Genomic DNA, 23,208 nt, shown 5'->3' with positions numbered 1-23,208 from the left:
ACGGGCTCACTTCGACGGGGCGCCGGCGCTGGTGTTCGGCGGGCTGGCGGTGCTGGTCGTCGAGTTCGAGAATGGTCTGAGGGCTGTCCGGTCCGAGCTGGTGAGCGCACCTCTAGGGAAGGAACGGACACCATGAGCACCATCCTCGTCACCGGAGGCACCGGGACCCTCGGAACACTGGTCGTCACACGGCTGCGGGACGCGGGCCACGAGGTCCGCGTCCTGAGCCGGCACGCGAAGGACTACCCGGTGGATCTGCGGGACGGCAGCGGGCTGGACGCGGCGATGGCGGGCGCGGAGGTCGTCGTGCACTGCGCGAGCGACACGCGGCGGGCGGGCAAGGGCGACGACGTGGCCACCGGGCACCTGATCGAGGCGGCCCGGCGGGCCGGGACCGTGACGAACATCGTCTACATCTCGATCGTCGGCGTGGATCTGGTGCCGCTCGGCTACTACAGGATGAAGTACACGGTGGAGCGGCTGCTGGAGGGGTCCGGCCCGGGTGTGACGATCCTGCGGACGACCCAGTTCCACGACCTGGTGGCGATGGTGGTGGACGCGATGGCGAAGGTCCCGGCTCCCCTGCCGGTGCTGTTGCCCAAGGGGGTGCGGGTGCAGCCCATCGCCGTCGAGGAGGTCGCGGACCGGCTGGCGGAGCTGGCGACCCCGGTCCCGGCGGGCCGGGTCCCGGACATGGGCGGCCCGGAGATCCGTACGCTGGTGGAGCTGGGCCGGGCGTACCTGGCGGCGACCGGACGCCGCCGGCGGGTCGTCGCGGTGCCGCTGGCCGGGAAGGCGTACGGGGGCTTCGTACGGGGCGGGCACCTGACGCCGGGGCACGCCGTGGGGAAGCGGACCTTCGCCGATTTCCTGGCGGAGCGGGGGCGGCCGGGCCGCGCCTGAACAGCCGGGCGCCGTCTTGTCGGCCGGGCCGCGTCCGCGTAGGCGGGTCGTCCGAGCAACCGGGCCTCGTCCGAGCAGCCGGGCCTCGTCGAGGAGCGGCCTCGTTCGAGGAGCGGTCTCGGGACCTGCCGTCCCGGTCCGCCCCGCCCGCTTCACGCCGGGCCGGGCGGACCGAACAGTACGGCTTGCGCCGCGTCGCGGGCGGCGAGGCGGGCCCCGGTGAGGACCGCCGGGTCGCCGAGGGTGGTGGCGAGGACCGCGGTGGCGACCGGGGTCAGGGTGGTCACCCGACGGGCGACCCGGTCGGCCAGGCCGGCGCCGCCCGCGCGGCCGAGCTCGCCCGCCAGGACCACGCACCCCGGGTCCAGAACGGCCGCCACGGCCGCCGCCCCGAGGGCGAGCCGCTCCGCGAGCGCGTCCAGGAAAGGCTCCCCGGCGGCGCCCGCGACGGCCTCCTCCACCGGTCCGCGGTACCCGTGCTCCGCCGCCAGCGCGGCCACCGCGTCCCGGCTGACCAGCGCGTGGAAGCCGCCCGCGCAGTTCGTGGCGGAGGGCAGGCCGCCCGTGCCCGGCACCGGGAGGAAGCCGATCTCGCCCGCCCCTCCGGAGGCCCCCCGGCGGAGTCGGCCGTCCAGGACCACCGCGGCCCCGACCCCCGCGCCCAGCCACAGCAGCACGAACGAGGCCACGTTCCGCGCCGCCCCCACGCGCTGCTCGGCCAGCGCCGCCAGGTTGGTCTCGTTCTCCACCACCACCGCGGCCGGCAGCCGCCGCCGCAGGGCGGACACCAGGTCCCGGTGCCAGGCCGGCAGCCCGCTGGTGTCGCCGAGTTCGCCGCTGACGGGGGCCACCATGCCCGGGGCTCCGACGACGACCGTGTGCAGCCGGTCCGCGCCGGCCTCGCGGGCGAGCGCCTCCAGCCGGTCCACCGCCTCCTCCACCGCGTCCACGGGGAGTGCCGCCTGGGCCAGTGGCCGCCCGAGGAGGTCCGCGATCACCGCCGTCGCGCTGTCCGTGCGTACGTCCAGTGCGGCGAGGTAGGCGCGGCCCGCGACGATCCCGTACAGCCGGGCGTTGGGCCCGCGCCGCTGCGCGCCGGACTCCCCCACGACCTCGATCAGCCCGGCCTCGGTCAGCCGCTCGACGAGGTCGGCGACGGAGGGGCGGGAGAGTCCCGTCAGCGTCTTGAGCTGAGTGGCCGTGAGCGGCCCCTCCTCCTGGAGGAGCCGCAGGGCGAGCCGGTCGTTGATGGCCCGGGCCGTGCTGGAGGAAGCGGGCGACGGAGCGGGCGAGGCAGCGGGGGTCAGGGCCTTGGCAGGAGTCACGGCGCTCATCTTAGGGAGTTTCCGACATTAACTATCAGGCAGGGTCCCTGATAGTTTACTTGTCATGACCGGGGACACCGACAGCACCCTCAGCCCGGCGCGGCTGCGCCGTGCCCGATGCGCCATCGCCGCCGTCTTCTGCGCCCACGGCGCGGTGACCGGCTCCTTCGCCACCCGCATCCCGTGGATCCAGGAGCACGCGCAGCTCAGCGCGGGCACGCTGGGGCTCGCCCTCGCCTTTCCCGCCCTGGGCGCGGCGCTGGCGATGCCGCTGGCCGGGCGGGTCAACCACGTCTTCGGCGCCCGCACCGCGCTGCGCATGCTGCTGGCGCTGTGGACCCTGTCCCTGATCCTGCCGAGCCTGGCCCCGAACCTGGCGACGCTCTGCCTCGCGCTGCTCGTCTACGGGGCCACCGCCGGAATGGCGGACGTGGCCATGAACGCCCTCGGCGTGGAGACCGAGAACCGCCTCGGCCGTTCGATCATGTCCTCGCTGCACGGCATGTGGAGCGTGGGCGCGCTGCTCGGTTCGGCCGCCGGTACGGTCGCCGCGCACTCCGGGGCGGACGCGCGGGCGCACCACCTGATCGCGGCGCTCGTGCTGACCGCCGCCGGGCTGATCGCCGTACGGGGGGTACTGGACCTGCGCAGCGAAGCGGGGGCGCAGGCTCCGCCGCACTTCGCGCTGCCCCCGAAGTCGGCCCTCCTCATCGGCGCGATCGGGTTCGCGGCGGTGTTCGCGGAGGGCGCGAGCCTGGACTGGTCGGCGGTCTACCTGCGCGACGTACTGGACTCGGACGCGGGCGTCGCCGCCGCCTCCACCACCGCGTTCGCGCTGACCATGGCCCTGGCGCGGCTCGCCGGGGACCGCGTGGTGGACCGGTTCGGCGCGGTGCGCACGGTCCGGGCGGGCGGGGTACTGGCCACGGCGGGCGGGCTGTTCGTGGTGACGGCGGGTCATCCGGCCGCGGCCATGGCCGGGTTCGCGCTGATCGGGCTCGGCATCGCGGTGGTGGTCCCGCTGGCCTTCGCCGCGGCGGCGCGCAGCGGGCCAGCCCCGGCGCAGGCCATCGCCGGGGTCGCGACGATCACGTACACCTCGGGCCTGATCGCCCCGTCGGCGATCGGCGCGGTGGCGGACGCGACCTCGCTCGTGGTCTCCTTCGGGCTGGTCACCCTGCTGGCGTTCGCGCTGGTGGCGGGGGCCGTCGTACTGCGGCAGAAGCCGGCCGTGGACGTTTCCCCCGCGGCCGACCGGGACGAACCCGCCCGTATCCAGCCGTAACATACGACTGGCCGCCCCGCGGTCAGGATGCTCGACCTTGACCTCTCGGCGGAACGGAAGTGGTGGAACATGCGCCTCGGCGTGGGCTGGACCCTGCACGGAGACGGGCGGACTCCCGCCCCCGGCTCGGTGGTCCGGCCGGACGAGCGGCTGTCGTGGCCGCGCACCGCCGGGCTCGGGGCCCAGCACGTCGTGGCGATGTTCGGCGCGAGTTTCGTCGCACCGGTCCTGATGGGCCTGGACCCGAACCTCGCGATCATGATGTCCGGCGTGGCGACGGTGATCTTCCTGCTCGCGACGCGCGGCCGGATCCCGTCCTACCTGGGCTGCTCGCTCTCCTTTGTGGGCGTCGCCGCCACGATCCGGGCGGGCGGTGGGGACAGCGCGGTGGTCACCGGCGCGGTCTTCGTGGTCGGCGCGGCCCTGTTCCTGGCCGGCCTCGCCGTGCGGCGGTTCGGCGCGCGGATCATCCACGCGGTGATGCCGCCGGTGGTGACGGGGGCGGTGGTGATGCTGATCGGTTTCAACCTGGCGCCGGTGACGGCCTCGACGTACTGGCCTCAGGACCAGTGGACCGCGCTGTTGGTCATGCTGGTCACCGGCCTGGCCGTGGTCTGCCTGCGGGGATTCTGGTCGCGTATCGCGATCTTCCTCGGGCTGCTCTTCGGCTACGCGGTCTCCGCGCTCTTCGACCTCCTCTTCGGCAAGATCCACTCCCCCGCGGGCGGGGCCGAGGCCGTGGACCACTGGCGCCTGGACCTCTCCGGTGTCGCCGACGCCGACTGGATCGGACTGCCGTCCTTCCACGCCCCGGCGTTCGACTGGTCGGCGATCCTGATCGCGCTGCCGGTGGTGATCGCGCTGATCGCGGAGAACGCCGGACACATCAAGGCCGTCGGCGAGATGACCGGAGACCCGCTCGACGACCAGCTCGGCACCGCGATCGCCGCCGACGGCGCCGCCTCCATGCTGTCCACGGCGCTCGGCGGCCCGCCGAACACCACGTACTCCGAGAACATCGGCGTCATGGCGGCCACCCGGGTCTACTCCACGGCCGCCTACTGGACCGCGGCCGGTTTCGCGCTGCTGTTCGGCCTGTGCCCGAAGTTCGGGGCGGTCGTCGCCGCGATCCCGGGCGGGGTGCTCGGCGGGATCACCGTCATCCTGTACGGCATGATCGGCCTGCTCGGCGCCCAGATCTGGATCAACGGCCGGGTGGACCTGCGCAATCCGCTGAACCTGGTGCCGGCCGCGGCGGGCGTCATCATCGGAGTCGGCGGCGTGACCCTGCGGATCACCGACACCTTCGAGCTGGGCGGTATCGCGCTCGGCACGATCGTGGTGATCACCGGGTACCACACGCTGCGGTACTTCGCCCCGCCCCACATGAAGGAGCAGGAACCCCTGCTCGACGAGGGCACCTCCTCCTACGACGATCAGGACGCCCGGGACACGCCGCGTTGACGCGGTTTCGCCCGAACCGGCGACGCGTACGGCCAAGTTCCCCGCGCGGCGCCCCCCGACTGGGACGCTGCCTCCCATGAAAGCGGTACTCGCGCGAATGCGCGCCCTGGACGAGCGGCTCCCCGAGCGGGACGGTGTGGCCGTCTTCAACCGGGTGTACCTGACGGTGACGGAGACCCTGCACCACCGGATCGAGGCCGGAGGGTTCCCGGCGCCCCGGCGGGCGGAGACGCTCAGTGTCCGGTTCGCGCAGCGGTACCTGAGGGCGGTCGAGGCCGAGCGGGCACCTGCCTGCTGGCGCCCGCTGCTCCAGTACCGCCGCCACCCCGGGGTCCGTCCGCTCCAGCACGCGCTGGCCGGGATCAACGCGCACATCGGCCATGACCTGGCGCTGGCGGTGGTGGCCACGTGCCGTCACCTGGACTGCGAACCGACCGCGCTCGAAGCCGACTTCGACCGGGTCGGCGACACCCTGGTCTCCCTGGAGGAGCGCATCCGGGAGGACCTGATGCCGGGCCCGGACCTGCTGGAGATCGCCGACCCGCTGACCCACCTGCTCGGCTCGTGGAGCCTGGAGCGCGCCCGAGCGGGCGCCTGGGCCTCGGCCCGCCTCCTGTGGACCCTGCGCCGCTCCCCCGAACTCGCCGAGGAGTTCACGAAGTCGCTGGACGCGGGGGTGGGCCTGGTGGGCCGCTGCCTGCTGACGCCGACGGCCGTGAAACCCGATGCGAAGACCGGGGCTTACGCGCCCTAGCCTCGTGAAGCGGACCTGAAGCCGGATTGAAACCAGACATGAAAACGGGCCGCCGCCGCGATGATTTCGCGGGGGCGGCCCGTGGTCACGGGGTCCGGGAGGTCAGTCCTCCGGGAGCTCGACCGGGGCGATCTCGTCGTAGACGTCGCCCGGGCCGGGGTTGGTGGAGTCGGTGGAGCCACCGAGGTGGTGCATGACGCCCCAGACCGCGTTGAGGGCGGTCTGGACCGCGCCCTCGGCCCAGCCGGCCGTCCAGGAGATGTCGTCGCCCGCGAGGAAGATGCCGCGCTTGTCCTCGGGCAGGCGGTCCTGCATGAAGTGGGTGAACAGGCGCCGCTGGTAGCGGTAGTGGCCCGGCAGGTTGGCCTTGAACGCGCCCATGAAGTAGGGCTCGTTCTCCCAGGACACGGTCACCGGGTTGCCGATGATGTGGCGGCGGATGTCGACCTTCGGGTAGATCTCGCCGAGGGACTTCAGCATGACCTCCATCCGCTCGTTCGCGGACAGCGGCAGCCACTTCAGGCTGTCGTCGCACCAGGTGTACGAGAGGCAGATGACGGCCGGCTGGTCCGGGCCGTTGTCCAGCAGGTAGGTGCCGCGGGTCATGCGGTCCGTCAGCGTCATCGACATGACGTCGCGGCCGGTCGGGTTCCCCGCGTCGTCGACGGCCTTGTCCAGCCAGAACGGGCGGTCCACCGGGATGAACAGCTTCGAGCTCTCCATGTAGTGGGTGCGCTCCATCGCCGTCCAGTGGTCGATCGGGAACAGCGAGTCGTCACACGCGATCTTGGACAGGAGCATCCAGGACTGCGCCGTGAAGATCGCGGCGCGGTACGTGCGGATGTCGCCGGAGGCGTCGGTGACCGTGATGCGGTTGCCGGCCGTGCGGTGCAGGCGGGTCACCGCCGGGCGCGGGGTGCCCTCGTGCAGGGAGGACAGCGAGGTGCCCTGCTCCCAGTGGATGATCTTCTCGGGCTCGCGCTCCCACAGCCGCAGGGGCAGCTGCTGCGAGCCACCGACGATGCCGCGGTGGTGGTCGTCCGCCTCGGTGTAGACGACGCGCAGGATCTCCAGGATGGAGTTCGGGAAGTCGGTGTCCCAGCCGCCCGTGCCGAAGCCGACCTGGCCGAAGATCTCGCGCTTGCGGAAGGACTGGAAGGCCTCGGACTTGCAGAGGAAGCCGTAGAAGGTCTCGTCGTCGAGCTTCTCGACGAGCTTCGCCCAGATCTCGCGGATGCGCGGGACGTCCCGCTCGCGCATCGCGGTGTTCATGTCGGAGAAGTCGGCGCCCTCGTCCAGGCAGGCGTTCCACGCGGCGGACACGTCGCGGTAGACCTGCGGGAGGTCGTCGATGGTCTCGGCGTAGTGGGTCTCGCCCTTGAGGTCCACGACCGTCGAGGGGGTGGCCTCGGCGAGCGGGTTCGGGAAGGGCTCGGTGACCAGGCCGACGAGGTCGATGTAGTGCTGGAGCGCGGTCGAGGAGGGCGGGAAGCGCATGGCGCCCATCTCCGCGGTCAGGCCCTCGGTACCGGGGCCCTCGAAGCCGACGGTCCGCAGCCGGCCGCCGATCTGGTCGGCCTCGTAGACGACGGGCTTGAGGCCCATCTTCATCAGCTCGTACGCGGAGATGATGCCGGACAGCCCGCCGCCGATGACGGCGACCTCGGTGCCGTGCTCGGTCGCCGGTATCTGCCCCAGGCCCGCCGGGTGGGCGAGGAAGTCGTCGTACGCGTACGGGAAGTCCGGGCCGAACATGGTGATCGGCGGCTGTCCGTCGCTGTGCGGGACGGCGGTGGTGGGCACCGTGGACGTCATGGGGTACGACTCCTTGCAGGGTGGGGCAGGGGGGAAGGCGGCGGCTCGGACGGAGCGGGAGGGCTCAGAGCCCAGAGTTCAGACTTCAGAGCTCAGACGAGGGAGGCATAGAGCCCTGGGCGCCGGTCACGCAGGTACGGATTGGCCGCGCGCGAGGCCCGCAGCAGCTCCGGATCGGCCTCGCCGAACACCATCTCCTCGCCGCGGCCGGCCCTGGTGCGGGTGACCCCGTCCGGGCTGGCCAGGCAGCTGAGGCCGACGAACTCGAACTCGCCCTCGGGGCCGGTGCGGTTGACGTACGCGATGTACATCTGGTTCTCGAAGGCCCGTACGGGCACGAGCTGCTCGGCGACGAACTGGAACGGGTGCATCTGCGCCGTGGGGACGAGCAGCAGGTCGGTCCCGGCGAGCGCGTGGGCGCGGACGTTCTCGGGGAACTCCACGTCGTAGCAGATCATGATGCCGACGCGGAGGCCGCCGAGGTCCGCCTGGACCACGGGGGTGTCCCCGGGGGTGAAGGCGTCCTGCTCGAAGCAGCCGAAGAGGTGGGTCTTGCGGTAGTTCGCGAGCGGGGTGCCGTCCGGGCCGATGAGCTGCGCCGAGTTGTACACCGTGTCGCCGGCGCGCTCCGGGTAGCCGTACAGGACGGCGATCCCGTGGCGGCGGGCGATCTCGCCGATGGCCCGGGCGGACATGCCGTCCGCCGGTTCGGCGAGGCCGGGGATGTCCTGGAGGTCCAGCGCGTAGCCGGTCAGGAACATCTCCGAGGTCACGAGGAGCCCGGCCCCGCCCTGTGCGGCGCGCGCCGCGGCCTCTTCGAGCGCCTTGAGGTTCTCGGCGGTGTCGCCGAGCCGGCCGGAGCTCTGGAGGAGGGCGGTGCGCAGCGGGGGCATGGACGTACCTCGGTGACTGTGACTGGTGGGGAGGGGGTCATACGAAGGTACGTTTGCGCGTTCGATCGCGACAAGCCGTGAGCGTTGCGCGCTGCGCATCGATTCGTTGCGTGTTCGCCGGGCGATACGACGATTCGTTGCGCGGGTGACTCTACGCGTCCGCTCGGAAGGCGGCGGTGGCCGCGAAGACGGCGCAGGTACGAGCCTACGCGCGGGCCGCGCGGGTGCGCGGCTCAAGCCGGGCCGGGTCGCCGAAGCGCCCGGCACGGCCATCCCGCCACCGGAACCGTGCGCCCAGCCGCCCGACCGGCGTCACTGCGGGAGCCGGGCCTTCCGGGCTTGGTGCCGGGCTTTGGCCGCCCTGCCCCCGCGGAACGGATCCGGCCCGGGCCGCCCCGGGCCGGATGTGGTGCGCTCAGCCGACCCGGCGCGAACCGGGGCTGGAGCGCCCGCGGTGCCCCGGCGCAGTAGGGGCGGGCGTGCCCCCGCTCGGGCTGTACGCCGTCCCCGTCCCGTGCTCGGCGGCCGGTGCGCCGGTGCGCCGGTGCGCCGGTGGATAGGGTGATCATGGCGGGCACTCCACCTCGTGGCGCCCGCCGTCCGTCAAGAAGGCGGTGACGGTCGGCCGTTCACCCCGGCAGAAGGAGATCCGCGCCATGTCCCCCGACACCGCAGCGCTCGACAATCCCGTCTGGGCCGCGCTGACCGGCCCGCACGCCACCTTCGCCGAGGTTTCCGGGCTCGCCGCCCGCTACCAGGGCGACACCACCCCGTTCGCCGCGCTCGCCGACCCGGAGGACCCGCTCGCCTGGGCGGATCTGGCCGCGCTGGCCGGCCCCGGCGCGCCCGTCTGGGTCACCGGGCTGCTGACCCCGCCCGCCGGCTGGGAAACCGTCGCGACCATCCCCGGCGTACAGCTCGACGGCCGGGCGGTACGGGCCGAGGCCGCGCCCGACGCGGTCCCGCTGGGCCCCGCCGACGTGCCGGAGATGCTGGAGCTGGTCGAGCTCGCCAAGCCCGGCCCGTTCCTGCCGCGCACCGTCGAGCTCGGCACGTACCTCGGGATCCGGCACGAGGGCCGGCTCGTCGCGATGGCCGGCGAGCGGATGCGGCCGGCCGGCTGGTCGGAGATCAGCGCCGTGTGCACCCACCCCGACCACCGGAAGCGGGGACTGGCCGGTGCCTTGATACGCGCGGTCGCCGCCGCCGTCCGGGAGCGCGGCGACAGCCCCTTCCTGCACGCCGCCGCGGACAACGCCTCCGCCATCGCCCTGTACGAGTCGATGGGCTTCACGCTGCGCCGCCGACCGGACTTCCTCGGGCTGCGCACCCCCGACGAAAGGCTTAGGCCGGCGCGCCCGAGGTGAAGCGGCGGAGCAGGGGGGAGAGGACCAGGACCGACTTGGTGCGCTCGACGAAGGGCTCGCCGGCGATCCGCTCCAGGACCCGCTCGAAGTGCCTCATGTCGGAGGCGAAGATCTGGACGAGGGCGTCCGCGTCGCCGGTGACGGTCGACGCGGACACCACCTCGGGGTACCGCCCCAGACCTCGCCGGATGTCGTCCGGCGAGGTGTTGTGGCGACAGTAGATCTCGATGAAGCCCTCGGTCTCCCAGCCCATGGCGGCCGGGTCCACCCGGACGGTGAAGCCCGTGATGGCGCCGTCGGCGCGCAGCCGGTCCACACGCCGTTTGACCGCGGGGGCGGAGAGCCCGACCTCGGAGCCGATGTCCGCGTAGGAACGGCGGGCGTCCTCGGCGAGGGCGTGCACGATGCGTTCGTCGAGATCGTTCAGTCGCACTGCGGGTGGATCACTTCTCTGCTGTGGCCAGGCTGGAGCGGCGGATGCCGTACAGGAAGTAGACCACGAGGCCGACGGCCATCCAGACACCGAAGGCGACCCACGTCGCGATCGGCAGGTTGTACATCATGTAGCCGCAGGCGGCGAAGCCGAGGATCGGCGTGACCGGGAACAGCGCCACCTTGAAGGTGCGCGGCAGGTCGGGCTTGGTGCGGCGCAGGATGACGACGGCGATGTTGACCAGGGCGAAGGCGAAGAGCGTGCCGATGCTGGTGGCGTTCGCCAGCTCACCCAGGGGGATGAAGGCCGCGAGGGCGCCGCAGAAGAGGGAGACGATCACCACGTTGGCGCGGGGGGCGCCGGTCTTCTCGTCGACCTTGGCGAAGACCTTGGGGACGAGGCCGTCGCGGGACATCGCGAAGAGGATGCGGGTCTGGCCGTAGAGGACGGCGAAGACGACGGAGGCGATGGCGACGACGGCGCCGGCGGCGAGGACGACGCCCCAGACGCTGGTGCCGGTGACGTCCGTCATGATCTGGGCGAGCGCGGCCTCGGTGCCCTCGAAGTCCTGCCACGGCATGGCGCCGACGGCGACGAAGGCGACGAGGACGTACAGGACGGTGACGATGCCCAGCGACAGCATGATCGCGCGGGGCAGGTCCTTCTTCGGGTTCTTGGCTTCCTCACCGGCGGTGGAGGCGGCGTCGAAGCCGATGTACGAGAAGAAGAGGGTGGAGGCGGCGGCGCTGATGCCGGTGATGCCGAGCGGCGCGAGCGGGGCGTAGTTGCCGGACTTGATGCCCATGATGCCGATGCCGACGAAGAGCACCAGCGTGACGATCTTCACCGCGACCATGATCGAGTTGATCCGGGCGCTCTCCTTGGCGCCGCGCATCAGGAACACCATGGCGAGCAGGACCACGACCAGCGACGGCAGGTTGATCCAGCCGCCCTCGCCCATCGGGGCGGAGATGGTCTCGGGGAGCGTGATGCCTATGGTCCCGTCGAGCAGCTCGTTGAGGTACTGGCCCCAGCCGACGGCGACGGCCGCGACCGAGACGGCGTACTCCAGGACCAGGCACCAGCCGCAGATCCAGGCGATGAACTCGCCCATGGTGGCGTAGGAGTACGAGTACGAGGACCCGGAGACCGGGACGGAGCCGGCCAGCTCCGCGTAGGAGAGGGCCGAGAAGAGGGCGGTGAGGCCCGCGATGATGAAGGAGATCGTCACGGCCGGCCCGGCCTTGGGGGCGGCCTCGCCGAGGACGACGAAGATGCCGGTGCCCAGGGTGGCACCGATGCTGATCATGGTCAGCTGCCACATGGTGAGCGAGCGGCGCAGCAGGCCGCCCTCACCCTGGCCGCCCTCGGCGACCATCTGCTCGACCGGCTTGCGGCGCAGCAAAGGGTTCACAGGCTTGCGGGGCTCGGAAGTGAGCGGTGGCGCCTGGCCGGTTTCGAGCACGAGGGGACTCCTTTGACACTGCGGGTGAGGATTGAGGCGTCGACCGCAGCGGTCCTGAGCAGGAGCAGGCGAGCGAAAGCGCGCCTGGGCATGGGGGACCGCCGAGCAGGCGGTCCACGCCACTCCACGTACAGCGAGTGAGCCTACGAGCTGATTGATACCGCCCGTAATGCACCATCCTTGCACATTGACGAACGATCGTTGCGCGGATCTGTCCCGGATGGTCCTTTGTTGCGCACGGATGATCGATCACTGCGCGGTCACACTCCGACGCCTATTCTTGACAGTTCGTCAGATCTGCCGCAGCGTGCCGCCGGGGATCCGGACGGGCCCCGGCGGGGTACGGGTGAAGGCGGGAGGCGGTGCGTGAGACCGGTGAGCGGCGTGGACGAGGGGTGAGCGGCGTGGACGAGGGGTGGCTGGACCCCGGACCGTTCCTGCGCGGGGTCGCCTGGCTGGACCAGGGGCGCCCCGTGCGGGCCGACCCGGCGGACACCATGCGGCTGCCATGGGACACCGGCGAGCGGGCCACGCTGCCGATCGGGGTGCGGCTGGAGTTCACCACCGAGACGGCCCGGGCCGTGGACATCCACTACCGGGCCACCGTGCCCGGCCCCACCGACGGGCTGCGCGACCTCGCGCACGGCTTCGCCCTGTGGAACCGACACGGCCGGCTCGCCGAGGTGTACACCGAACCGGCCGCCGAAGCCGTCGTACGCGTGGAACTCCCCCGGCGGCACGGCCCGTTCATCGTCCACCCGCCCGAGACCCAGTCCCCGCGGATCCTCGGCCTGCGCGGGATCGGCGGCCCCCTCTCCCCCGCACCGCCCGCCCCGCGCTGGGTGGTGCACGGGGACTCCATCACCGAGGGCTGGTGGTCCACCCGCCCCGCCCACGGCTGGCCCGCCGTCACCGGCCGGGCGCTCGGCTGGGACACCGTCAACCTCGGCTACGCGGGCGCGGCGCGCGGGGAACTCGCCACCGCCGAACAGCTCGCCGGACTCCCCGCCGACGTGCTCACCCTCGCCTTCGGCACCAACTGCTGGTCCCGCGTCCCCCATTCGGTACCCCTGCTGTACGAGACCACGCGCGCGTTCCTCGACCTGCTGCGCCAGGGTCACCCCCAGACCCCGCTGCTGCTGGTCTCCCCCGTACTGCGCCCCGACGCCGAGCGCACCCCGAACCGGCTCGGCGCCACCCTGGGCGCCCTGCGCGATGCCATGGAGCGCGCCGCCCGGGACCGGATCGGCGCCGGGGACGCCCGCCTCGCCCTGCTCCCGGGGCGTGACCTGCTGGGTCCCGAGCACCTCGCGGACGGGCTGCACCCCAATGACGCCGGACACCAGGTCCTCGGCCTCGCTGTGGCCACGGCCCTGCGCCGGGCCGGGTTCGACGGGGGGTGAGTGAGACAGCCCACAGGGGCCGCACTGAACGGTCCGGCTCCCTCGTCCCGTGTCCTGCACACAGTTGGCGCGGCTCAGGCAGCGCCACGGGAGACACCACACGGGAGAGATCACGATGGGCATCAAGCGCGGAACCACCCTGGCCGCCGTGGCAGTCGTCGTCGCCCTGACGGCGACGGCCTGCGGCGGGGACGACACCGGGGCGGCGTCCGCCGCCCAGCCCGTCGCGGCCGCCTCCTCGCAGGCCGGCTCGGGGGACTACGGCGCCGAGAACGCGGCGGGCACCGGCAAGAACACCGGGGCCGGCTCCGCCGCCGGACAGCTGGCGATCACCGACAACGAGAAGATCGGCCCGTTCCTCGCCGACAGCGCCGGTCTCACGCTCTACCGCTTCGACAAGGACACCGCCAAGCCCCCGAAGTCGAACTGCGACGGCGACTGCGCGAAGACCTGGCCCGCGGTCGCGGCGGACGACGCCACCGCCGCCGCCGGCATGGACCCGGCGCTGCTCGGCGAGGTCGTCCGGAGCGACGGCACCAAGCAGCTGACGGTGGCGGGCTGGCCCGCGTACCGCTTCAACAAGGACGCCAAGCCGGGTGACATCAACGGGCAGGGCGTCGGCGGGGTGTGGTTCGCGTTCGCGCCCGACGGCAAGAAGGCCTCGAAGGAGGCGGCCGCGCCGGCCCCCGCCACGGGCGAGGAGGGCGGCCTGTCCGTCGCCAAGGACCCCAAGCTCGGCGACCACGTCGTCGACGGCAAGGGCATGACCGTGTACCGGTTCAAGCCGGACACCGCCTGGCCGATGGTCTCCAAGTGCACCGGCGACTGCCTGGCCAAGTGGCCCGTGGTGGCCCCGGCGGAGAAGGGCGAGGGCATCATCGAGAAGAACTACCTGGTGCTCGACCGCCCGGACGGCCAGAAGCAGCAGACGGTGAACTGCTGGCCCGTCTACACCTTCACGGGTGACAAGAAGCCCGGCGACGTCAACGGCCAGGGTGTCGGCGGCACCTGGTATGCCGTCGCCCCCGACGGCAAGCTCATCACCGCCCAGTAGCCGTCCGGGAGGCCGGCCCGTCCCCCTGTCGGCCTCCCGGACTCTTCCCCGCGCGCCCGGACCACCTCCCGGGCGCTCCCCCACGCCGGACCGCGCGGCCTCTGCCCTACCTCCCCCGGGGCGGGGGCCGCGCACCGTTTCCCCGCGACAACCCGGAACCTAGACTCCCCCCATGCTGCGCGTACTGGCCGTCGACGACGAGAAGCCGCTCCTTGAGGAACTCCTCTACCTGCTGCGCTCCGACCCCCGGGTGCACAGCGCCGAGGGCGCCTCGGACGCCACCGAGGCCCTGCGCCGGATCACCCGGGCGCTGGAGAGCGGCCCGGGCGGGCCCGACGGCATCGACGTGGTCTTCCTCGACATCCACATGGCCGGGCTGACCGGGCTGGACATCGCCCGGCTGCTGGCCGGGTTCGCGCGGCCGCCGCTGATCGTGTTCGTCACCGCCCACGAGGGGTTCGCCGTCCAGGCCTTCGACCTCAAGGCCGTGGACTACGTCCTCAAGCCGGTCCGTCCCGAGCGGCTGGCCGAGGCCGTCCGGCGGGCCTGCGTACAGCTGGGCGGACCCGACCGGCCGCCCGCCGCCCCCGAGCCGCCTCCCGTACGGAATCCGGTGTCCGCGGGTCAGCAGCCGCTGCCGCGCCCCGTTCCCGAGGCGGCCGTCGCCGACCGCGCCGCCGACCAGATCGCCGTCGAACTGGGCGGGGTCACCCGGTTCGTGGCGATCGCCGACATCGCGTACGTCGAGGCCCAGGGCGACTACGCCCGGCTGCACACCGACGAGGGCAGTCATCTGGTGCGCATCCCGCTGTCCACGCTGGAGCAGCGCTGGGCGGCGCGCGGGTTCGTCCGGATCCACCGGCGCCATCTCGTGGCGCTGGGCCGGATCGACGAGCTGCGCCTCGACGCGGGCGCCACCAGCGTCCGGGTCGGGGCGGCGGAGCTCCAGGTCAGCCGACGGCACGCGCGCGAGCTCCGGGATCTGCTGATGCGGCACGCGACGGGCTGAGAACCGCCGGTGCGGACCCGGCCCGACGGGCCCGACCGGGACCCCGGGGTCTGACGTTCCGATGCGGCCGGGCAGACGTGCCGGATCGCGCCTGTTGCCCGGTCCGGGCCCGTGCGTAGACTCCGGTCACCCCTCCCCCGGCGAAGGACCGACGCCCTGTGAACCAGACGTACGCGCTGACCGCGGTCACCGTCGTCGTCCTGGTCACGGTGCTCGTCGGGGCGCTCGGCCTGCGGATATCCCGGACCACCTCCGATTTCTACGTCGCCTCGCGCACCGTCGGCCCGCGCCTGAACGCGGCGGCCATCAGCGGGGAGTACCTCTCGGCGGCCTCCTTCCTCGGTGTCGCGGGGCTGGTGCTGCTCCAGGGGCCGGAGATGCTCTGGTATCCGGTCGGGTACACCGCCGGCTATCTGGTGCTGCTGGTGCTGGTGGCGGCCCCGCTGCGGCGCTCGGGCGCGTACACGCTGCCCGACTTCGCCGAGGCGCGGCTGGAGTCGCAGGCGGTGCGGCGGCTCGCGGTGCTGTTCGTGATCGGCGTCGGCTGGCTGTACCTGCTGCCGCAGCTCCAGGGGGCGGGGCTGACGCTGGAGATCCTGACCGGGGCCCCGCACTGGGTGGGCGGGGTGGTCGTCGCCGTCGTGGTGACGGTGGCGGTGGCGGCGGGCGGGATGCGTTCGGTCACCTTCGTACAGGCCTTCCAGTACTGGCTGAAGCTCACCGCTCTGCTGGTGCCGGCCTTCTTCCTGATCGCGGCCTGGGCCGGCGACGGGGAGCCGCGCGCCCGGTTCGACGCTCCGGCGGTCTTCCGCGAGCACACCGCCGTCACACTGGCCGAGGACGTACGGCTGTCCCTGGACGAGCCGCTCACGCTGACGGTGACGGGGCAGGTGGACGGGCGGACGTACGAGGCCGCGCCGCTGGCCCTGTCCGCCGGGCAGCACTCCGTACGGGCCGGCGCGCGCCTGGAGTTCGACCCGGGCGTTCCCGTGCCGCAGACCCGGGCGGAGGCGGGGCTGGGCATGTCCAGCTGGTCCGAGCCGCTGTCCGGGGACCGGCCGGAGCTGCGGCTGTACGCGACGTACGGGCTGATCCTGGCCACGTTCCTCGGCACCATGGGGCTGCCGCACGTCGCGGTGCGCTTCTACACGAGCCCGCACGGGCGGGCCGCGCGGCGGACCACGCTGGTCGTGCTCGGGCTGGTCGGGGTCTTCTACCTGCTGCCGCCGGTGTACGGGGCGCTCGGCCGGATCTACGCCCCCGAGCTCGCGCTGACCGGGACGGCGGACGCGGCGGTGCTGGTGCTGCCGGAGCGGATGGTGGGCGGGGTGCTCGGCGACCTGCTGGGGGCGCTGCTGGCGGGGGGCGCCTTCGCGGCGTTCCTGTCGACGGCCTCGGGGCTGACGATGGCGGTGGCGGGGGTGTTGCACCAGGACGTGCTCCAGGCGCGGGGGGTGCGCAGCTTCCGGGTCGCGGCGCTGGTGGCGATGCTCGTTCCGCTGGGGGGCAGTGTGGCGGCGACGGACGTGCCGGTGGCGGACGCGGTGGGGCTGGCCTTCGCGGTGTCGGCCTCGTCGTTCTGCCCGCTGCTGGTGCTGGGGATCTGGTGGCGCGGGCTGACTCCGCCGGGGGCGGTGGCCGGGCTGGTCGCGGGGGGCGGGGCGGCGCTGAGCGCGGTGCTGGCGACCCGGGCGGGGCTGGCTTCGGCGGGCTGGCCGCACACCCTGCTGGCCTGGCCGGCGGTGTGGTCGGTGCCGCTCGGGTTCCTGACGATGGTGCTGGTGTCGCTGGCGACGCCCTCGCGGGTACCCGGCGGGACGGCGGCGACGCTGGCCCGGCTGCATCTGCCGGAGACGCTCCACCTGCCGGAGAGCGGGCCGGGCGCGGCCCGCGTGGGCGGTGCTCCATGACCGGAGCGGTGCTCTCGTTGCTGGCGGTGGCGGGCGCCGCCCTGCTGCTCGGCCTGGGCTGGGCGGCCGGCCGGTGGCACGCCCGGCGCGGTGAGCGGGCCGCCGGGCTGGATCTCGGGACACCGGTGGAGCGGGCCACCTTCCACACCCTGCACACCGCCTCGCTGGCCGCTCCCCCGCTGCGCGCCGGGCTGACCGGGGACGCCGCCCGCAAGGCCGCGCGGCGGCTGCGGTCGCTGCTGGGCACCGAGGCGCTGTGCCTGACGGACCGGGAGGCGGTGCTGGCCTGGGACGGCCCGGGCGCGGACCACCACCAGCGGCGGGCGATGGCCCGGGTGGCGGTGATGCTGGAGTCCGGGCGGAGCCAGAGCGTGCGCACCGAGTGCCAGCGGCCGGACTGCCCGCTGAAGTGGGCGGTGGTCGCGCCGCTCACCGGCGAGGACGGCGTGCTGGGGGCGCTGGTGGCGTACGGCTCGCGCGAGTCGGCGGTGTTGGTGCGGGCGGCGACCGAGGTGGCGCGCTGGGTCTCCGTCCAGCTGGAGCTCTCCGAGCTCGACCGGTCGCGGACCCGGCTGATGGAGGCGGAGATCAAGGCGCTGCGGGCGCAGATCTCGCCGCATTTCATCTTCAACTCCCTCGCCGCGATCGCCTCGTTCGTCCGCACCGATCCGGAGCGGGCCCGGGAGCTGCTGCTGGAGTTCGCGGACTTCACCCGCTACTCCTTCCGGCGGCACGGCGAATTCACCACCCTCGCGGACGAGTTGCGGTCCATCGAGCAGTATCTGGCCCTGGCGGGAGCCAGGTTCGGGGAGCGGCTGAAGGTGACCCTGCAGGTGGCGCCGGAGGTGCTGCCGGTGGCGCTGCCGTTCCTGTGTCTCCAGCCGCTGGTGGAGAACGCGGTCAAGCACGGCCTGGAGGACTCCACCCAGGAGTGCCGGATCACCATCACCGCCCGGGACGCGGGCTCGGAGGCGGTGATCACCATCGAGGACAACGGGGTCGGGATGGACCCGGCCCTGCTGCGCCGGATCCTGGCCGGGGAGCGGACGGACTCCTCCTCCGGGATCGGGCTGCCGAATGTGGACGAGCGGATCCGGCAGGTGTACGGCGACGCGTACGGGATGGTGATGGAGACGGGGGTCGGCGCCGGCATGAAGATCACCATCCGGATTCCCAAGTACCGTGCGGGAGTGCACACTTCGCCACCCGGAGAGCGGCTTCCCCCCGGCTGAAAGCCCCCGCAGCCGGGCCGCACCCGGGTACGCGCGTGGCCCCCGGCCGTCCACGCGGGACGGCCGGGGGCCACGGAAGAGGGGTTAGCTCCAGCTGGCGTGCAGCGGCTTGCCCTCGGCGTAGCCGGCGGCCGACTGGACACCGACCACGGCCTTCTCCTCGAACTCCGCGAGGGACCCGGCACCGGCGTAGGTGCACGAGGAACGGACACCGGCGATGATCGAGTCGATCAGGTCCTCGACGCCCGGACGCGCCGGGTCGAGGAACATCCGCGAGGTGGAGATGCCCTCCTCGAACAGACCCTTGCGGGCCCGGTCGTACGCCGACTCCTCCGACGTGCGGTTCTGCACCGCGCGCGCCGAGGCCATGCCGAACGACTCCTTGTACAGGCGCCCGTCGGCGGACTGCTGGAGGTCGCCCGGGGACTCGTACGTACCCGCGAACCACGAACCGATCATCACGTTCGACGCACCGGCGGCCAGCGCCATCGCCACGTCACGCGGGTGGCGGACACCGCCGTCGGCCCACACGTGCTTGCCGTACTTCTTCGCCTCCGCCGCACACTCCAGCACCGCGGAGAACTGCGGGCGGCCCACGCCGGTCATCATGCGGGTGGTGCACATGGCGCCGGGGCCCACACCGACCTTGATGATGTCGGCGCCGGCGTCGATCAGGTCCTTGACGCCCTCGGCGGCGACGATGTTGCCCGCCACGATCGGAACCTGCGGGTCCAGCGCCCGGACGGCCTTGATCGCGTTGAGCATCGACTCCTGGTGGCCGTGCGCGGTGTCGATGACGAGCGTGTCCACGCCCGCGTCGAGCAGCTGCTTGGCCTTCTGGACGAAGTCGCCGTTGATGCCGACGGCCGCCGCGATGCGCAGCTTGCCGTCCGCGTCGGTGGCCGGGGTGTACAGGGTCGCGCGCAGCGCGCCCTTGCGGGTCAGGATGCCGACCAGCTTGCCGTCCTTGTCGACGGCCGGGGCCAGCTTGCGGTGGCCGGCGTCGAGCTTGGTGAACGCCTCGCGGGGGTCGATGTCGGCGTCGATGAGCAGCAGGTCCTTCGACATGACCTCGGAGAGCTGCGTGAAGCGGTCCACGCCGGTGAGGTCGTGTTCGGTGACGACACCGATCGGGCGGTTGTCGGCGTCGATGACGACACCGGCGCCGTGCGCGCGCTTGGGGAGCAGGGACAGGGCGTCGGCGACGGTCTGGGTGGGCGCCAGCGTGATCGGGGTGTCGAGCACGAGGTGGCGGGTCTTCACCCAGGAGATGACGTCGGTGACGATCTCGATCGGGATGTCCTGGGGGATGACGACGAGGCCGCCGCGGCGGGCGACCGTCTCGGCCATCCGGCGGCCCGCGATGGCGGTCATGTTGGCCACGACGAGCGGAATGGTGGTGCCGGTGCCGTCGGGCGAGGAGAGGTCTACGCCCTGGCGGGAACCCACCGCGGAGCGGCTCGGCACCATGAACACATCGTCGTACGTCAGGTCGTACGGCGGCTTCTGGTCATTGAGGAAACGCACGTGCAGAACATCCCAGTCGAGTCGGAGGATCCCGTCATACCCAGCGGGGCAGCCGAGGAAAACGCACGTACTTCATTCTCCCACGTCCTGGCGTTTACCACGCCCGGGTAGATCGTCCAGGACATACCGGGCCGCGTGGTTCTTTCCTACGGGACTTTGGTCACGAAAGGGGCACCGACCCGCCGGTGCACGGGCCCCCCGAGCCCGGCCAGCGGCGCCGCCGTGCCGCCGTGCCGGACGGCGGTGAACTCGGCGGCGATCGCCAGGGCCGTCTCCTCGGGGGTGGCTCCGCCCAGGTCCAGGCCGATGGGTGAGCGCAGCCGGGCCAGCTCGGCCGGTGTGACCCCCTCGTCCCGCAGCCGCGCGGCCCGCTCCTCGTGGGTGCGCCGCGATCCCATGGCCCCCACGTAGCCCAGCGGCGCCCTGAGCGCCAGGGCCAGCAGCGGTACGTCGAACTTGGCGTCGTGCGTGAGGACGCAGACGGCGGTACGGGCGTCCAGCCGGCCCGCCTCCCACTCGGCGGCCAGATGCCGGTGCGGCCAGTCCACGATCACCTCGTCGGCGTCCGGGAAGCGGGCCGGTGTCGTGAACACGGGCCGGGCGTCGCACACCGTGACCCGGTGTCCGAGGAAGGCCCCGACGCGCGCCAGGGCGGAGGCGAAGTCGATGGCGCCGTAGACGATCAGCCGGGGCGGCTCGGCGGCCGACTCGACCAGCAGGGTCAGCGGCTGCCCGCAGAGCCCACCGGCCGTGCCGAGCTCGGCGGTGCCGGTCCGCCCGGCCAGCAGCAGCGCCCTCGCCTGCCGGGCGGCGGCCCGGTCGAGCTCCGCGCCTCCGCCCAGGCAGCCCTCGTAGGACCCGTCGGGGTGGACGGCGAGGGCCCGCCCGAGCTGCTGCGGCGGCCCGGAGACCACCCGGGCCAGCGCGGCCCGCGCCCCGCCGGCGGCGGCGTCGAGCACCGAGCCGAGCACGGGCCGCACCGGGTCCTGCCCGCGTACCGGGGTGACCAGGACGTCGAGGACTCCCCCGCAGGTCAGGCCGACGGCGAAGGCGTCGTCGTCGCTGTACCCGAAGCGGTGCACGCCGCCCTCGCCGGAGGCGATCGCGTCGAGGCAGAGCTCGTGCACGGCGGATTCCACGCAGCCTCCGGAGAGGGAGCCCACCGCGGTGCCCCCGGCGTCGACGGCCAGCGAGGCGCCGGGGCCGCGGGGTGCGCTTCCGCTGACGGCGACCACGGTGGCCAGGGCGAATTCCCGCTGGGCGGCGCACCACGCGCGTAGTTCCCCGGCGATGTCGAGCATCAGCGGATGTACTCGCGGCGCGGGCTCTGTCCGGGCACCCGGGGGGTCTGCCCGGGGATGAGCGGTCTCGGCGGTCTCGGCGGCGACACGGCCGGCGTGACCGGTGCGACCTGCGCGACCTGCGCGGCCGTCCGGGCCGGTGGGCCCGGGTACGCGAGGGGGCCCGGATCCAGGCTCCGCCCGCGGGTGCTCAGCAGCATGGCGGCGTGGGCCACGCTCGCGAGGGTGGCGTGGTGGTGCCAGCCGCGGAAGGAGCGGCCCTCGAAGTCTCGTATCCCCACCGGTTCGCAGGTCTCGGAGAAGTCGAGGGAGACCCGGTCGGTGAGTTTCGCGAGCAGGAAGAGCTGGGCGAGCGGCCGGTCACCGATGTTGGTGATCCAGAACTCGGACGGCAGCATCGCGGCTTCGGTCCAGGCCCCCACCAGCTGCAGCGGAATCGGCGGCGCGGGGGTCTGCCGGTCCTCACAGGGGGTGGCGAGGATGGCGGCCGAGGTCAGCAGGGTCACCGCTCCCTCGGCGCGGCCGTGCCGGGTCCATTCGACGACGCGGCGCTGTGAGCGCAGGGAGTCGATGAGCTCACGGGCGGGCGCGGTGTGCGGCCCGGGTTTGTGGCGGCCGGCTCCTCCGAAGGAGACGGGCAGGGTGCCGTCCACCTTGAAGACGAAGGGGATGTCCTGGAGCGCGAACGACTCGACACAGTGCGGGAGATCGGTGTTGGCGACCTCCATCACCACGGGCCGGCGCTGGAGTTGCCAGCTCGCGGCCATGCGCTGGACCGCGTGCACCGCGTCCTGTGCGGGGGTCAGGGAGCGCGCGGTGTCGGGGATGCCGGCCCGCCGGCGGCGCAGCAGTTCACTGGTCCAGGGCCCGGGGAGGGTGAGGGTCCATTCGACCGGGAAGCTGGCCTCGCTGGAGGCGAGCCAGATCCCGCTGGCCTGCTGGCAGTTGGCGGTACGGCCGAGCTGGGGTACGAACTGCCGGCCGACGCCGACCGACCGGTCGCCGGCCTTCTCGATGACCATGGGCTGGATCACCCAGGCCAGCGGGCGCTGCGCGGTGCGTTCGAGGTGCTGGGCGAGGGACCGGCGTACGGGGGTCCAGTCCCACGGGGATTTGCTGATGAACTGCTGGAGGCTCTGTTCGACGGAACTGGCCCCTGTTCCGGCAATGTTTCGGATTGTTTTCTTCCCGGCCGTCCGCACAAGACCGTTCAGATAAACGCGGGCCCAGTTACGCTGGTCCCGCCGGGGTAAGGACTCGAAGAAGAGAGAGATCAGTACATCGATCAATTCGGAGATTTCCTTGGTGGAATCCTCCGGCAGGACTACTCGAGCCATCTGGTGCCTCCCCCGCGACCAGCTAGATCCAATACCCTACTTGACCGCGGAGAACGGCCGTAGGCCCCGGCGGCTACTTCCTGAGGTCGCTGGCAGTTTCGAGCCGCTCTTCCTCTACCACGAGGGGGATGGGGATCTGGTTCGCCGCATAGTAGATCGCGATCAGGAAGTGCGCGACAAGAGTGAGCGGTGCGGAGAAGAAGGCCAGGACGACCGTGAGGGGGTAGGCGATGGCACCGAGGCCGAAGCGCACCCTGGTGGCCCGGGCACCTTCCCTGTCCACCTTTTCGTGGAAGAGGTGGCCGACCCGGGTGACGTACCACCAGAACGCCAGGAAGGCCAAGGCGTAAGCGACGGTGACGGCACTGTAGAGAACCGCGGCCGCGTTGGCGGAGCCGCCCTCCTGCATGAGGTGCTCGGCAAGGACATTGGTGGTGTACGGAATCACGGACACCACCATCAGCACCATGAGATTCAGGAACAACAGCGGCCGGTCCACCCGCTTGAGGTGGCTGAAGATGGTGTGGTGGTTCACCCACATCACGCCGATGATGAGGAAACTCACCACGTAGGCCGCGTAATGGGGCCATTGCTCCCGGACGCCATGCCAGAAGTGGGATCCGGTTTCCTCCGGAACCTTCAATTCCAGGACGAGAATCGTGATGATGATGGCGAATACACCGTCACTGAATGCCTCGACCCGCCCGGTTTCGTGTTCCATGACCTCCCCT

Annotated in this window: 19 protein-coding genes; 10 read left to right on the top strand and 9 right to left on the bottom strand. The window is 72.5% G+C overall.

Annotated features, from left to right (window positions below; translation table 11 throughout):
• Positions 1 to 132: 132 nt before the first annotated feature.
• Complete coding sequence (locus tag MTF65_RS27285; RefSeq protein ID WP_243631630.1) at positions 133 to 903, top strand: SDR family oxidoreductase; 771 nt, start codon at positions 133 to 135, stop codon at positions 901 to 903.
• A 152-nt stretch (positions 904 to 1,055) separates the two neighbouring features.
• Here MTF65_RS27285 and MTF65_RS27280 read toward each other — a convergent pair whose 3' ends face one another.
• Complete coding sequence (locus MTF65_RS27280) at positions 1,056 to 2,237, bottom strand: ROK family transcriptional regulator (protein WP_243631629.1); 1,182 nt, start codon at positions 2,235 to 2,237, stop codon at positions 1,056 to 1,058.
• A 55-nt stretch (positions 2,238 to 2,292) separates the two neighbouring features.
• On the opposite strand from MTF65_RS27280, the gene MTF65_RS27275 reads away from it, so the two are divergent.
• From MTF65_RS27275 to MTF65_RS27265, 3 genes are all read left to right on the top strand, one after another.
• Complete coding sequence (locus tag MTF65_RS27275; protein ID WP_243631628.1) at positions 2,293 to 3,513, top strand: MFS transporter; 1,221 nt, start codon at positions 2,293 to 2,295, stop codon at positions 3,511 to 3,513.
• Positions 3,514 to 3,582: 69 nt separating this feature from the next.
• Positions 3,583 to 4,977, top strand: coding sequence for a uracil-xanthine permease family protein (locus MTF65_RS27270; RefSeq protein WP_243631683.1), 1,395 nt, complete (start codon positions 3,583 to 3,585; stop codon positions 4,975 to 4,977).
• Between the two features lie 76 nt (positions 4,978 to 5,053).
• Positions 5,054 to 5,731, top strand: a complete 678-nt coding sequence (locus MTF65_RS27265) for a DUF5995 family protein (RefSeq protein ID WP_243631627.1) — start codon at positions 5,054 to 5,056, stop codon at positions 5,729 to 5,731.
• A gap of 102 nt (positions 5,732 to 5,833) precedes the next feature.
• Here MTF65_RS27265 and MTF65_RS27260 read toward each other — a convergent pair whose 3' ends face one another.
• Together MTF65_RS27260 and MTF65_RS27255 are read right to left on the bottom strand one after the other, a co-directional pair.
• Complete coding sequence (locus MTF65_RS27260; RefSeq protein WP_243631626.1) at positions 5,834 to 7,546, bottom strand: NAD(P)/FAD-dependent oxidoreductase; 1,713 nt, start codon at positions 7,544 to 7,546, stop codon at positions 5,834 to 5,836.
• Between the two features lie 92 nt (positions 7,547 to 7,638).
• On the bottom strand, positions 7,639 to 8,439 hold the full coding sequence (locus MTF65_RS27255; RefSeq protein ID WP_243631625.1) for a carbon-nitrogen hydrolase family protein: 801 nt from the start codon (positions 8,437 to 8,439) through the stop codon (positions 7,639 to 7,641).
• 656 nt (positions 8,440 to 9,095) lie between these two features.
• Here MTF65_RS27255 and MTF65_RS27250 point away from each other — a divergent pair.
• Positions 9,096 to 9,806 (top strand): GNAT family N-acetyltransferase, encoded by a 711-nt coding sequence (locus MTF65_RS27250; protein WP_243631624.1) that lies wholly within the window; start codon positions 9,096 to 9,098, stop codon positions 9,804 to 9,806.
• Here MTF65_RS27250 and MTF65_RS27245 read toward each other — a convergent pair.
• Together MTF65_RS27245 and MTF65_RS27240 are read right to left on the bottom strand one after the other, a co-directional pair.
• Positions 9,784 to 10,239: an Lrp/AsnC family transcriptional regulator gene (locus MTF65_RS27245; protein WP_243631623.1), complete on the bottom strand. Its 456-nt coding sequence runs from the start codon at positions 10,237 to 10,239 to the stop codon at positions 9,784 to 9,786. The two genes, MTF65_RS27250 and MTF65_RS27245, sit on opposite strands and share 23 nt — an antisense overlap.
• Before the next feature lie 10 nt (positions 10,240 to 10,249).
• Positions 10,250 to 11,704: an amino acid transporter gene (locus tag MTF65_RS27240; RefSeq protein WP_243631622.1), complete on the bottom strand. Its 1,455-nt coding sequence runs from the start codon at positions 11,702 to 11,704 to the stop codon at positions 10,250 to 10,252.
• A 404-nt stretch (positions 11,705 to 12,108) separates the two neighbouring features.
• Between MTF65_RS27240 and MTF65_RS27235 the strand changes: the two genes are divergently transcribed.
• The 5 genes from MTF65_RS27235 (at position 12,109) to MTF65_RS27215 (ending at position 18,312) form a co-directional block, all read left to right on the top strand.
• Positions 12,109 to 13,107: a GDSL-type esterase/lipase family protein gene (locus tag MTF65_RS27235; RefSeq protein WP_243631621.1), complete on the top strand. Its 999-nt coding sequence runs from the start codon at positions 12,109 to 12,111 to the stop codon at positions 13,105 to 13,107.
• 115 nt (positions 13,108 to 13,222) lie between these two features.
• Positions 13,223 to 14,161 (top strand): SCO0930 family lipoprotein, encoded by a 939-nt coding sequence (locus MTF65_RS27230; RefSeq protein WP_243631620.1) that lies wholly within the window; start codon positions 13,223 to 13,225, stop codon positions 14,159 to 14,161.
• Positions 14,162 to 14,333: 172 nt separating this feature from the next.
• A complete protein-coding gene (locus MTF65_RS27225; protein WP_243631619.1) occupies positions 14,334 to 15,170 on the top strand; it encodes a LytTR family DNA-binding domain-containing protein in 837 nt (278 codons plus the stop codon).
• Positions 15,171 to 15,328: 158 nt separating this feature from the next.
• Positions 15,329 to 17,080 carry a cation acetate symporter gene (locus tag MTF65_RS27220; RefSeq protein ID WP_243631618.1) on the top strand — a complete coding sequence of 584 codons (1,752 nt, stop codon included), beginning with the start codon at positions 15,329 to 15,331 and terminating at the stop codon, positions 17,078 to 17,080.
• Positions 17,077 to 18,312 carry a sensor histidine kinase gene (locus tag MTF65_RS27215; RefSeq protein WP_243631617.1) on the top strand — a complete coding sequence of 412 codons (1,236 nt, stop codon included), beginning with the start codon at positions 17,077 to 17,079 and terminating at the stop codon, positions 18,310 to 18,312. Before MTF65_RS27220 ends, MTF65_RS27215 begins: the two co-directional genes overlap by 4 nt.
• Before the next feature lie 84 nt (positions 18,313 to 18,396).
• Here the strand turns inward: MTF65_RS27215 and MTF65_RS27210 are convergent, their stop codons facing one another.
• The 4 genes from MTF65_RS27210 to MTF65_RS27195 form a co-directional block, all read right to left on the bottom strand.
• Positions 18,397 to 19,839, bottom strand: coding sequence for a GuaB1 family IMP dehydrogenase-related protein (locus tag MTF65_RS27210; protein WP_243631616.1), 1,443 nt, complete (start codon positions 19,837 to 19,839; stop codon positions 18,397 to 18,399).
• Between the two features lie 146 nt (positions 19,840 to 19,985).
• Positions 19,986 to 21,140, bottom strand: coding sequence for an XdhC family protein (locus MTF65_RS27205; RefSeq protein ID WP_243631615.1), 1,155 nt, complete (start codon positions 21,138 to 21,140; stop codon positions 19,986 to 19,988).
• The gene (locus tag MTF65_RS27200; protein WP_243631614.1) at positions 21,140 to 22,477 is read right to left on the bottom strand and encodes a transposase; all 1,338 of its coding nucleotides are present in this window, start codon (positions 22,475 to 22,477) and stop codon (positions 21,140 to 21,142) included. Before MTF65_RS27200 ends, MTF65_RS27205 begins: the two co-directional genes overlap by 1 nt.
• Before the next feature lie 73 nt (positions 22,478 to 22,550).
• Complete coding sequence (locus tag MTF65_RS27195; protein ID WP_243631613.1) at positions 22,551 to 23,198, bottom strand: TMEM175 family protein; 648 nt, start codon at positions 23,196 to 23,198, stop codon at positions 22,551 to 22,553.
• Positions 23,199 to 23,208 lie beyond the last annotated feature (10 nt).

It is taken from the genome of Streptomyces sp. APSN-46.1 (assembly GCF_022815725.1).
Lineage (GTDB): Bacteria > Actinomycetota > Actinomycetes > Streptomycetales > Streptomycetaceae > Streptomyces.
This window is presented reverse-complemented; position numbering and strand designations above follow the sequence as displayed.

Bases quoted from the DNA above. Each gene is read 5' to 3' on its own strand.
- MTF65_RS27285 (WP_243631630.1), top strand. From the start codon at position 133: ATGAGCACCATCCTCGTCACCGGAGGCACCGGGACCCTCGGAACACTG.
- MTF65_RS27280 (WP_243631629.1), bottom strand. From the start codon at position 2,237: ATGAGCGCCGTGACTCCTGCCAAGGCCCTGACCCCCGCTGCCTCGCCC.
- MTF65_RS27275 (WP_243631628.1), top strand. From the start codon at position 2,293: ATGACCGGGGACACCGACAGCACCCTCAGCCCGGCGCGGCTGCGCCGT.
- MTF65_RS27270 (WP_243631683.1), top strand. From the start codon at position 3,583: ATGCGCCTCGGCGTGGGCTGGACCCTGCACGGAGACGGGCGGACTCCC.
- MTF65_RS27265 (WP_243631627.1), top strand. From the start codon at position 5,054: ATGAAAGCGGTACTCGCGCGAATGCGCGCCCTGGACGAGCGGCTCCCC.
- MTF65_RS27260 (WP_243631626.1), bottom strand. From the start codon at position 7,546: ATGACGTCCACGGTGCCCACCACCGCCGTCCCGCACAGCGACGGACAG.
- MTF65_RS27255 (WP_243631625.1), bottom strand. From the start codon at position 8,439: ATGCCCCCGCTGCGCACCGCCCTCCTCCAGAGCTCCGGCCGGCTCGGC.
- MTF65_RS27250 (WP_243631624.1), top strand. From the start codon at position 9,096: ATGTCCCCCGACACCGCAGCGCTCGACAATCCCGTCTGGGCCGCGCTG.
- MTF65_RS27230 (WP_243631620.1), top strand. From the start codon at position 13,223: ATGGGCATCAAGCGCGGAACCACCCTGGCCGCCGTGGCAGTCGTCGTC.
- MTF65_RS27225 (WP_243631619.1), top strand. From the start codon at position 14,334: ATGCTGCGCGTACTGGCCGTCGACGACGAGAAGCCGCTCCTTGAGGAA.
- MTF65_RS27215 (WP_243631617.1), top strand. From the start codon at position 17,077: ATGACCGGAGCGGTGCTCTCGTTGCTGGCGGTGGCGGGCGCCGCCCTG.
- MTF65_RS27205 (WP_243631615.1), bottom strand. From the start codon at position 21,140: ATGCTCGACATCGCCGGGGAACTACGCGCGTGGTGCGCCGCCCAGCGG.
- MTF65_RS27200 (WP_243631614.1), bottom strand. From the start codon at position 22,477: ATGGCTCGAGTAGTCCTGCCGGAGGATTCCACCAAGGAAATCTCCGAA.
- MTF65_RS27195 (WP_243631613.1), bottom strand. From the start codon at position 23,198: ATGGAACACGAAACCGGGCGGGTCGAGGCATTCAGTGACGGTGTATTC.